This window comes from Arthrobacter sp. P1_B4 (assembly GCF_056406555.1).
This window is the reverse complement of sequence record NZ_JBFTZW010000098.1, coordinates 1-10,878: the sequence shown is the minus strand read 5'-3', so window position 1 is coordinate 10,878 and position 10,878 is coordinate 1. Positions and strand designations below refer to the sequence as shown.

9 protein-coding genes and 1 pseudogene are annotated in these 10,878 nt (G+C 62.7%); 4 read left to right on the top strand and 6 right to left on the bottom strand.

The features are described 5' to 3' along the window. A partial coding sequence (locus tag AC1D1W_RS18110; RefSeq protein ID WP_476944415.1) for a hypothetical protein occupies positions 1–543 on the top strand: 543 nt, incomplete at its 5' end. 267 nt (positions 544–810) lie between these two features. On the opposite strand, the gene AC1D1W_RS18105 is transcribed toward AC1D1W_RS18110, so the two are convergent. Continuing rightward, a complete protein-coding gene (locus AC1D1W_RS18105) occupies positions 811–951 on the bottom strand; it encodes a hypothetical protein (protein WP_476944414.1) in 141 nt (46 codons plus the stop codon). Positions 952–999: 48 nt separating this feature from the next. On the opposite strand from AC1D1W_RS18105, the pseudogene AC1D1W_RS18100 reads away from it, so the two are divergent. Continuing rightward, positions 1,000–2,146, top strand: a pseudogene (locus AC1D1W_RS18100) (IS110 family RNA-guided transposase); the annotation flags it as partial. A gap of 37 nt (positions 2,147–2,183) precedes the next feature. Here AC1D1W_RS18100 and AC1D1W_RS18095 read toward each other — a convergent pair. Further along, the gene (locus tag AC1D1W_RS18095; RefSeq protein ID WP_476944413.1) at positions 2,184–5,870 is read right to left on the bottom strand and encodes a tetratricopeptide repeat protein; all 3,687 of its coding nucleotides are present in this window, start codon (positions 5,868–5,870) and stop codon (positions 2,184–2,186) included. 104 nt (positions 5,871–5,974) lie between these two features. On the opposite strand from AC1D1W_RS18095, the gene AC1D1W_RS18090 reads away from it, so the two are divergent. Both AC1D1W_RS18090 and AC1D1W_RS18085 read left to right on the top strand, forming a co-directional pair. Further along, complete coding sequence (locus tag AC1D1W_RS18090) at positions 5,975–6,910, top strand: hypothetical protein (protein ID WP_476944412.1); 936 nt, start codon at positions 5,975–5,977, stop codon at positions 6,908–6,910. 302 nt (positions 6,911–7,212) lie between these two features. Continuing rightward, positions 7,213–7,380, top strand: a complete 168-nt coding sequence (locus AC1D1W_RS18085; protein WP_476944411.1) for a hypothetical protein — start codon at positions 7,213–7,215, stop codon at positions 7,378–7,380. A gap of 288 nt (positions 7,381–7,668) precedes the next feature. Here AC1D1W_RS18085 and AC1D1W_RS18080 read toward each other — a convergent pair whose 3' ends face one another. From AC1D1W_RS18080 to AC1D1W_RS18065, 4 genes are all read right to left on the bottom strand, one after another. Further along, positions 7,669–8,517: a hypothetical protein gene (locus tag AC1D1W_RS18080; protein ID WP_476944410.1), complete on the bottom strand. Its 849-nt coding sequence runs from the start codon at positions 8,515–8,517 to the stop codon at positions 7,669–7,671. A gap of 381 nt (positions 8,518–8,898) precedes the next feature. Then, entirely contained in the window at positions 8,899–9,117 is a 219-nt protein-coding gene (locus AC1D1W_RS18075) for a hypothetical protein (protein WP_476944409.1), read from the bottom strand. Then, complete coding sequence (locus tag AC1D1W_RS18070) at positions 9,114–9,248, bottom strand: hypothetical protein (protein WP_476944408.1); 135 nt, start codon at positions 9,246–9,248, stop codon at positions 9,114–9,116. Before AC1D1W_RS18070 ends, AC1D1W_RS18075 begins: the two co-directional genes overlap by 4 nt. Before the next feature lie 307 nt (positions 9,249–9,555). Further along, a complete protein-coding gene (locus tag AC1D1W_RS18065; RefSeq protein WP_476944407.1) occupies positions 9,556–10,479 on the bottom strand; it encodes a hypothetical protein in 924 nt (307 codons plus the stop codon). Positions 10,480–10,878: the final 399 nt, after the last annotated feature.

The window sequence follows — 10,878 nt, the reverse complement described above, 5'->3', positions numbered from 1 at the left end:
ACACATCACAATGGGAACATTAGCGAAAGCGATCACGTAGGAGCGCCGGGTAATTCCAAGTCGAAAATTCTCGATCCGGTGGTGAATGACTTACCAGTCACTCCGGGCATTCCATTGGAATCACAGCGGGCAGGCCAAGTGTGTGTCCCGGCCGTAGCGAGCACCATCGGCCAGTGGCACGGAACGCTTCCCGCGGGGACCACAGTGAGTCAGATTGAGCAACGAATGGGCGTAACAGTTGGCGCTAGCGCCGGTGAGCACAAATTTTCCACGAACTATGAGGCAATCAATTTTGTTGAAAAGGCTACCGGCTTAAAGGCGAGCAAAGTTGGAAAGGATAATCCCTTTTCTCCATCCAATCCGGGGACCTTTGCGATAATCGAACCCAATCCATTGGGCAATGGTGGTCACATGACGTTTAGTTTAATACTTCCAGAAAACGGCGGAATGTACATTTGGGACCCGCTCGTCGGCGGTCCCGTCTGCACAGCTGATAGGAGTTTCCAAAAGGGAACACAGATATGGAAGTTTGCTCAGCCCTGAGCTGAGAACCTTCAACCATTCCCAAGAATCAGGTGCAGCCCGCCATCATCCGCGAAGTCCTTTCGGCCTGGGTGCGGATGTGTTGTGGTGGAACAGGAGGTCCCGGGCGTGTTTCCCGGATTCGCGGATAAGGGTTGGGGATATGGGCACACCGCCCGGACCGCCTCGACTCTGGCGCGGCGGTGAACTCACCAAAAAGCATTCCACGCCGGCGGCGTCGTACCACTCCTGGCGGCGGGCAAACTCCCCTGCGTCCTGGCGGGACCACTACACCTCCAGGGCGATCCTGCGGCCGCCCTTCTCGGCGAGCACACCGGCAGTCCATGCCCCGTCGGCGGAGCGGTGCTCGACCGTCGCATCCCAGCTGGCCTCGATGGCTGCGCGGGCGATGGTGGTCTTTGCAGCCATGCGGGTTTCGGACTAGCACTCGATGAGTCCGCACGGGACGCCGCTCTTATGGGCGAAAATGCTAGAGGCTGCGCCTTGAACGCCGCGGGAGAATGTGTCTTCGATAAGCCGCTGCCGCAGGATGAGGCGCGGTTGCGCGAGCTTTTCCTCGGTCTGCAGCAGCACGGCCGGGTGCTGGTAATCGTGGATCGGCCAACACCATCGGGGCGCTGCCGATAGCCGTGGCGCGGGACTGCGCCTGCACCGTGGCCTACCTTCCGGGCCTGGCGATGCGCAAGCCGCGGTTCTATATCCGGGGAAGTCCAAGACGGACGCCCCGGATGCGTTCATCATCGCCGATACGGCCCGGTCGATGCCGCCCCTGCGGGCCGTTGACCGGGACAGCGAGGTGCTCGCGGCGCTCAAGGTCCTTTCCGGATTCGACGCGGATCTGACCCACGAGTACACCAGGGCGATCAACCGCCTGCGGTCCTTGCTGCTGCAGATTTTCCCCGCCCTGGAGCGGGTCCTCCCCGGAACGGTACTGACCCGCTCCCTGGTCTTGGAGTTGTTCATCAAATACTCCGGACCCACCGGCCTCCGCGCTGCAGGCCGGGGCAACGTGCTGCGCTGGGCCCGGAACCACAGCCGCAAGGACCCGGCCACGCTCATCGACGCCGTCTTCACAGCCCTGAACGAGCAGACCGTCACCGTGATCGGCACCGAGGTCGTTGAACTCGTGATCCCACGCGTCGCGGCACAGATCAGGGAACTCAAACACCAGCGGGGCACCGTCGCCGCCGAAGTGGAAAAGCTCCTGGACGACTTCCCTCATTCCACGGTCTTGATGTCCCTGCAGGGAGTCGGCATCAAGACCGCCGCGACCATACTCCTGACCATCGGCGACGCCAGCACCTTCACCTCCGCCGGCCATCTCGCCCGCCTACGCTGGCATCGCCCCCGTCACCCGCAGTTCAGGGTCGTCGATCCGCGGGGAGTTCCCTGCCCGTTCAGGCAAGAAGCAACTCAAGAACGCGCTCTTCAGACCGCTCGGATCGCCAGCTCCCACCACCCTGCCTCCAACTCCTACTACGAGAAGAAACGCGCACAGGGAAGGAAAGACAACGCCGCCGTCATCTGCCTGGCCCGCCGACGCTGCGACGTCATCGACTCCATGCTCAAACACGGCACCCTCTACGAAGAAGAACCCGCCAGGCCGCTTGACGAAAGCATAGGGCCCCCAGCCTGCCCGGTCAGGAGGCCAGGTTGCGGTGGGTTCTCAGGGTGTCGGGGTGGTCCGGGCCCAGGACCCGGATCTGGTCCTGGAGCAGTTCACGGAACAGGGTGAGGGCGCCGGCGGCGTCCCCGGCTTCACCGGTCCAATAGGCCAGGTTGCTCCGGGTTATCAGGGCGCCAAGAGCGTCCGGGCCCAGGATGCGGATCTGGTCCGGGAGCAATTCGCGGAACAAGTTGATGGCCTCCGCAGAGTCCCCGGCTTCACCGGTCCAATAGGCCAGGTTGCTGCGGGTGGCCAGGGTTTCGGGGGCGTCCGGGCCCAGGATGCGGATCTGGTCCGGGAGCAATTCGCGGAACAAGTTGATGGCCTCCGCAGAGTCCCCGGCTTCACCGGTCCGGTCGGCCAGGTTGCTACGGATTCTCAGGGTTCTCAGGGTGTCGGGGGCGTCCGGGCCAAGAATGCGGATCTGGTCCGGGAGCAGTTCGCGGAACAAAATGACAGCCCCCGCAGAGTCCCCCGCCTCTGCAGTCCACGCCGCCAGGTAGCTGCGGGTGGTCAGGGTGTCAGGAGCGTCCGGGCCCAGGACCCGGATCTGCTCCTCGAGCAGTTCACGGAACAGGGTGACAGCACCCGCGGCATCCCCAGCCCGCACGGTAAAGTACGCCAGGTTGTTGCGGGTGGTCAGGGTGTCGGGGTGGTCCGGGCCCAGGACCCGGATCTGGTCCTGGAGCAGTTCACGGAACTGGGTGAGGGCGCCGGCGGCGTCCCCGGCTTCACCGGTCCAATAGGCCAGGTTGCTCCGGGTTATCAGGGCGCCAAGAGCGTCCGGGCCCAGGACCCGGATCTGGTCGGCGAGCAATTCGCGGAACAGGGCGATAGCCCCGGCGGCGTCCCCGGCCCGTCGGATCAGGGAGGCCAGGTTGTTGCGGGTGGTCAGGGTGTCGGGGGCGTCCGGGCCCAAGACACGGACATCGTCCCGGAGCAGTTCGCGGAACAAGTTGATGGCCTCCGCGGTGTCCCCGGCTTCACCGGTCAGGTGGGCCAGGCCGCTGCGGGTGGTCAGGGTGTCGGGGGCGTCGGGGCCCAGGATGCGGATCTGGTCCTGGAGCAATTCGCCGTACAGGGTGAGAGCCCCTGCGGTGTCCCCGGCTTCACCGGTCAGGTGGGCCAGGCCACGGCGGGTGGTCAGGGTGGCCGGGTCATCCGGGCCCAGGACACGGATCTCGTCCGGGACCAATTCGCCGAACAGGGCGATAGCCCCGGCGATGTCCCCGGCTTTACCCGTCCAGTGGGCCAGATAGTTGCGGGTGGTCAGAGTGTCGGGGGCGTCCGGGCCCAGGACCCGGATCTGGTCTACGAGCAAGGTCCTGAACAAGGCGAGTGCACCCGCGGTGTCCCCGGATTCTGCGGTCCACGCCGCCAGGTTGCTGCGGGTTTTGAGGGTGATGCGGGCATCTGGTCCCAAAACCCGGATCTCCTCCCCGAGCAGTTCACGGAGCAGCGTGACGGCCCCAGCAATGTCCCCGGCTTCACCGGTCCAGTTGGCCAGATTGTTGCGCGTTATCAGTGTGGCGGAGGCGCCCGGGCCCAGGATCCGGATCTGCTCCAGAAGCAAAGTCCGGGACAAGGCGAAGGCCCCGGCGATGTCTCCGGCTTCCCCGGTCCAGTTGGCAAGAGGCTGTGAGAGATTCATCATATCGAGGCTGTCCGCTGACAGCACGTCTTTGGCCCTGTCTACCCAGGTCTGCAGGATCTCACGGTTGTCGGAGGACCGGTGCCCAAGCCCGGCGACCACCAGTTTAATTGCCTCCCCGTAACGTCCCAGCTCCCAGAGATGTTCAGGGGCGCGCTGGCGTCGGTAAGCATCCGCCGCCGGGCCACTCACGGCGTCGAGTGCGTCGAGGATCGCTTCGTGAGCCTCACGGACCGTAGTAAGCCAGTCACCGTCGCGGCGGGCCTGCTGAACCAGAGTTTCATGAAAGAGCCCCAGGAGTTCGTTCGGGGTGCCCGGATCGGCCCGCGCCACCATACCGCCCAAGGCCGCGACAACATCGCGGAGGCGTGCCTCCCCAGTCGGTCCGCCCACCCGTGAACATGCCTCGGCTGCGACCCGGATCGGCAGGACCGGGCCGCTCCCGGCGGCAGCCAGCACCGCCAGCACGACCTTTGCCTCCCCGGCGTCCTGCCCGACAAGAGACGTGAGCAGCTGCCGGTACAGCTCCGTCAGATCGGTGAGCTTGCCGACGGATTCTCTCCCCAGGGCCGTCGCGACGTCGGTCAAGAGCCGGAGCTGCAGCCAACTGGACGCATGAGCGGCCAGATCGGCTGCAAGCGTGACGGGCAGGTCCAGGGCTACGAGATACTCGGTGATTTCGTCTTCTCCCGGCCGTGCGAGCACGATCGGATCCACACCCAGGTCTTCGATTCCGTCACCCCGGGTGTTGAGCAGCAGGCTCACGCGCTCCAGCCGATCATCACGGCCGGCCTCCATGACGGCGTCCAGAAGTTCGCCGCGCACCGTCGGTTCAAGCTGGTCGATGCCATCGACGGCCAGCCGGAGTTTCCTTCCCAGGGGCACCTTCAGGTGCCGCAGCGGGCCGAAGACCAGCCGTTCCAAGGCCGGGAGGCGGTCCAATTCCTCCGGGGCAAATCCGCCGGCGTACTCGGCGGCAGCCTCAGGAAATCCAGTTGTGTCTGCCAGCTGCCGGCCGATGCTCCCGGCCAGGGCCGCCAGCGTGGGGGTCAGGGCCGTGAAAGCCACCGCGGACAGATACCGGCGCGGCAGGTCAGGGACGAGTTCCGGACGTGCCAGTGCGGCCACCAGGGCCGACTTACCGGATCCTGGACCGCCCTGGACCACCACCAGGCGCTCACTTCCGAGGGAATGGGTGATGCGTTCCAGGTCGTGGGTGGCCTGGAACGACCGGGTCAACGTCACCGCCTGGGCACCCTCGGCAGTTCCCGACAGCGGCCAGTGGCCCAGAGAGGCGACGTTTCGGGTCACCCACAGCCCCTGGTCGCTGGCGTTCCGCCCGACACCTGAGCCTATATATACCGGGGGATCCTGCACTGTCCGGCAGGTATCGGCTGCCACGTTGGCTGCATGGCGGATGTCCAGGTAATCCGTCGATAGGTCTGCCTGGCCGTTTTCCATGAGGTCGATCAGCGACTGGGAAAAGCAGCCGTTGCGGGCCTCACGCAAAAAGGTGCCGGCCAGCAGTTCCAACCGGACCTGGTCCTTCAGGTCCAGGCTCCTTTTGATGACGTCCCGGATCCCGGCCCCAGCATGGCAGGTGTCCAGTATGAGTATCAGTCCGTCCAGGCCGCCGAGGTCCATCTCGCCCAGTCGGTGTCCGATTTCGAAGGCCGTTTTCGATCTCGGCGCCGCGGCGTTGCCGTCTTTGGGCAGCAGAAACAGTGGCGGGGAATTCCTGGCCGCTGTTTTTGCGTGCCCGATGAAAGCAAACACCAGCGTCGCCCGTGCCGATACCGCCCGGTTCACGGCCGTTTCCACCGCGTCCTCAAGTTCTGTAAGTGTCGGGTCGGTTAGCAGGACACTGTCCGGGGCCGGCGCACAGTTCCCGCGGCGCGGATCGGTCAGGACCTCGAACAGATGTCTGGCACGGTCAGGTAAAAACGACAGACGCTGATTCGCGAGCTCATCGCACTGGGACCCCACCACCAAGGCATGACGGAACTGCATGCCCATGGTCTACCACAATCATGCCCCGCGGGAATAGGATGCGGAACTACCGAAGGCGGCACACCAGCAGAGGTCTTCGGACGTCCCGGCAGGGGGAACCGATCATGGCTGAGATCGTTCTGATTCACGGCATCGCCCAGGAACAGGAGGGTCCGGCGAGCCTCGAGGCACGATGGCTTCCTGCTATCGCCGATGGCGTCCGAGCGGCCGGACATCCCGGCCTCGCCGACAGCCTCTGGCCCGACCGCACCCCCCGGGACATCGATGTGCGGATGGCCGCCTACGGCGACCTCTTCCTCACCCCCGGCGCCCAAGGCTCCGACGAGGACCTGGACGATCTGGGCCCCGAAGACTTAGCCCTGGCCGAAGCGCTGGCCGCCGAATGGCTGCACCGGGCCGCCGACCGCGGCCAGCCCGCGGACCGGGACACCGCAGTACGTGAACTCGGCTTTCTGGAGCCTGGCCATGAGGAGATGGGGGTGAAGGAAGAGGCTGCCCGGGCCGTGCTTAACTCCGTCACCCGGTTGCGTTGGTTCGGGATCGGAGGCATGGACCTGGCCGAGCGGTTCGTCAACAGGTCCTTGCGTCAGGTCACCGCGTACCTGACCGATCCGGCCCTGCACTCGGAGATCCAGAACCGGGTGCTTGCCCTGATCCGGCCGGACACGAAGGTCATCATCGGCCACTCCCTGGGATCAGTCGTCGCCTACGAAATTGCCGCAGGCCACCTAAACACCCCTCTGCCTCTGCTCCTGACCCTGGGCAGCCCGCTGGGTCTGCGCAGCGTCATCTACGACCGGCTCACGCCCCGGCCGCCCGTCTATCCGGACCGGGTCCGCCGCTGGGTGAACATCGCGGACCGCAACGACCTCGTCGCCGCCGAACCTGACCTGACCCTGCTCTTCCCCCAGAGCGGGAGAGATGACGGGGTGCTGGAATCGGGATGGACCGTCGACAACGGCGCAAAACCCCACGAAGCGGAATACTACCTGCGAAAACGGCAAGTCGGCACACCCATCGCCGAGGCCCTCAGCCTCTAGGCTTCCCCCAACGCAACTCCGGAGCCCAGACACCCCCAATTAGGGCCACTTAACGACTGGGTGCGCGACCTTAACCGTGCCCGCTCCGGACTCTCAACGGACGCCGAATCGCTCGTTCCATGGTTTGATCCCAGCGGCGGCGGCACCGCGACCCGGATACTCTTCCTGCTTGAAGCCCCGGGCAGACGCTCGTCCGCCTCCCGCGGCCCGGGCTTCATCTCCATCGACAACAACGACGGGACAGCAGCCAACCACTTCGCCCTGGCGGGGGAGGCAGGACTCTCCCGCTGCAGCTTCGCCGGGTGGAACATCGTCCCCTGGTATTTGTCCGCGGGCCGCGAACCCAAGTCACGCGGCGGGCGGACGTCCTCGAGGCAACCCAGGACATGGAAACCCTACTGGACCTGTTCGGGCAGCTTGATCAGGTTGTCACCATGGGCATCCACGCCAAGACTGGGTGGGACTACTAGGCGCCCGTTCATCGAAGATCCGCTCGCTTGACTGGCAGGCAGCCCCACATCCCAGCGCGACGAACCTCAACACCCGGCCCGAACGCCGCAAGGAAATTCTCCGCGTCATGAGGGATACGGCACGGAAGATTCAGCAAACACAGTGCCGGCAGACGTAGCAACCCCGGAGACTCACAAGTTCCGTGATGCCCGAAGGGCATTTAGTGTTCGCCCCAAGCCCTGAAGGCCATCTGCTGGTAGCGGCAGTTTAGCGTTGCAGGTGTGACATCCTTCTTCCGACCAAGGGGTTTAGGAAGCGTGGAGTTGTGCCCGCATCATTTGTGCGGTAGCGCCTGACCTGAGCATTCTCGCGAGGTACTCGGCGTCCGATGAAAGGCGCCGGACAATCTCATCCAACCTGTCGATGAGGACGCGGTTGTCGTCGTCCAGGATGTACTCCAAYTGCCAACTGCCAGCGTCGGCGAGCCACCGGCCCGCGTCCGGGTTAGTGCCTTCGATCCGGAGGATGAGGCTCGGGGCATCATAACCGGAGGCACCCAACTGCCTCAGATTTGGATCGAAAAGAAGGCATGGTTCCTCTGACGTCAAGATGAGGTGGCCGGTGTCTTCTCCGTCAGGGAGCCGGTTCTCCGCGTTCGCGCGTGCTTCGGGCGAGAGTTGCCCGGTGGCCCGCGGCCCCATAAAGCCCCAGGTTTCGGTCCGCACGTGACGGGCGAAGAGCGAGACCGGCCGAACCCGGAGCGGGTAACCAAGAAGACGCGCCGTTTCTTGGAGCAAGGCAGCCGCCTCGACACACCTTGCGTTCGTGCCGAAAACGTCACCCACGGCCACGACGGCTTCTAGCAGAACGCCTAACGGTGCACGCAGCAAGTCCTGGGCCTCGTTGCGGGGGTTGTCTGCCCATTCAACAGAAGCACAGCCTGCGGCGTATCCCGCTGTCGATACCGCCTCACGGGAGGCATTGCCTTCGGCGTTTACCGCTGCCCATACCTCCTCAGCGGAGGCATCGCCTTCGGCGTACCCCACTTCCCATGCCTCCCCAGCGGCACGCAGAACAAACTTGACCATTGCGGCCTGGACCATTTCTCGGGCTGAAGACATTGCTGGTTCGCTCGTCTTTTCGGATTCTTCGGTCATGAGCTTCCTTTCGATACGCTGCGGATCATGCGACAACTCCGGAAACTGTACACGAATTTGACACACGTATATCGAAGTGATATGGGCTATATCGCTAAGCAGGCCGAAGAACAGATCTGTGGCATCCAAGACCTTTTCAGCGCCGCCCGACTACCGCGTCCAGACCCCCGAGTCGAGATGAGCTGCTGTTGGACTTTCCCCACGCGGCTGCCGGTCGGGTCGTCCGCAGCGAAGACCCCGCCGAGCCGGCGCTACCTGCTCGGAGGCCGTGCCGCCGGCGCGCAGCGAAGCGGACCTGCGAAGAGCCAGTCGGCGACGCTCTTGTGGGACCGGGCCGTTCACCACACCCAGGACCTGACCGGCCCAGGGCCACGATGGTAGTCATCCAAAGGCTCGTTCCAGGTCCAGCTCTTCGATGCCAGGTCCTTGAAATAGCGCATGAACCGGAACTTCCAGCTCATCGATGACCATTCCCGCTTCGCGACGGCCTCCGTAGTAGCCATCGCGGAAATCCAGCGCCGCTGCGATCACCGCGGTCGCTCTTCCCGTACCTGTCACCCCCTCATAGGATGGGTGCTGGCAATCACTGGTTGCGATCACCCGTTGCGGCGTCCGCGGATACTGTCGGCGTTTGCCAGGACTTCGGCGGTAACCACCTTGTCGAAATCCGCCTTTGAGACGATGATCTCTTCGGTGTTGCCGTCAGCGTGGCGAAGTTCAAGCTCGACCACGTTGGTCAGCCGCTTCAGGCCCTCCAGCTCTTCAGCCTTGCATCGAACAACTTGCCAACGGAACGAACCCCAACCGTCACGACTTGATCGTCTTCGACGATGTCGCCGCTGATGTCGCTGGTACGAATTGACTTGTAACCCATATCTGTCACCCCCTCATAGGGATAGGTGCTAGTAATCGCCCATTGCAATCACTTCTGCGCCGCATTATGAGGGAATGCTATTTATTGTCAATACAAGAATTGATATAATAGATGATGAATGAAAGAGATTGACATCATCACCTATCTGAAGAAATCCACAAAAGCTAGCGCCGTCCCGCTGAAGGTTCAATATCTACGGGGAATAGCTCAGCTTCTTCGCCAGTATCGTCGGAATCATACGTCTTGAATATAACCTGGCCCATACTCGGATACGACCTACTCATAAAATCTTGAATTTCGAGTCGCACCGCAATCGACGTTGGCTTGTGGGTCTTGATTTCGATATCGTTCTGGCCGATCATCATCGTCGATTCCTCGTGACCGGCAGCGGTCAAGATTCYGCGCAATTCTCGCGGTTCAGCTTCCGAAAATCCCACAGCTGCCGTGTTGGGCTCATCGAAACGGCCCTCGTTCACCATACGGATCAACGCATCGCGCTTGTGGTTGYAAGTTGGCATCGACCTGACCGTGCTGGTCAGTTCTTCAACTTGGCGCTGCAGCGTCTTAACTGCTTGGATGACCTGATCAAAGCGTTTGTCTGCGCTGTTCTCTTCCGTCTCAGCGACTTCGGCAATCTTCCACCCTGCTGCAGCCAAGAGGTTTTCCTCAAGGTCCGGCCACCACTTCTCGAAGGCCGTATCCAGCTGCACAACGGGCCGCTTCGCTGCCCCTAACGCATCGTTGATGGAGTGGACGATCTTCTTCAGATCATCTTTTGTCGACATGTGCGCTTGGTAGTTGCTCAGGGGCGCATCTAGCTCGCCGAAGCCACCAAAACCTACCAGCAGCGGAATTGCCCTGGCGCTTGCTGACTGCACGGCCTTTGACAGTGCACCCGCCTCAAAGTTGAGCCACGTCTCATGTTGGTTCTCGGGAGTGACACAGATGATACCGAAGTTTGTGGTCTCGAGGGCTTCGCTGATCTGCGCGATCGACAGCTTGCCGGACTCTATGCTGGCGGCGCTCATCCACGGTTCAACCTGATTGATTACCTGTGGGAGCCATTCACTGAGGGCTGTCGCAACCATGAGACTGCGCTTCTTGGACCAACTAATAAAGACCTTCAAGACCCACCCCATGCTCGCTCTGAAATCTCACCTAAGGCTATCAACCAAGAGTGCAAGTCAGATCGCTTCTGGGGAGTAGTCGTTCGTTATTTCTGGGACCGTAGCAAGCAACAGCCGCCATTGGCGGTCAAAGTCACCCAATCATCGATCCGGGGCGGCCAAGCGTTGCCCCCTAGGGATCTCATGGATCTGACGCCACGGATACAACTCTGGGGACCTTACCCGTGAGGTCTTCTCGGGCCGGCCACTCATTTTCCAGGGATACTGCAGGCTCCCTGCACTACAGTCTCATTGGCATTAAAACCTGAATAAATGACAGTTCTGCTCGAATCTATGAGGTACCGAGGGGGAACGCCCTGT

Coding starts and splice junctions, on each gene's coding strand:
- AC1D1W_RS18105 (WP_476944414.1), bottom strand. CDS start 951: ATGGCTGCAAAGACCACCATCGCCCGCGCAGCCATCGAGGCCAGCTGG.
- AC1D1W_RS18095 (WP_476944413.1), bottom strand. CDS start 5,870: ATGCAGTTCCGTCATGCCTTGGTGGTGGGGTCCCAGTGCGATGAGCTC.
- AC1D1W_RS18090 (WP_476944412.1), top strand. CDS start 5,975: ATGGCTGAGATCGTTCTGATTCACGGCATCGCCCAGGAACAGGAGGGT.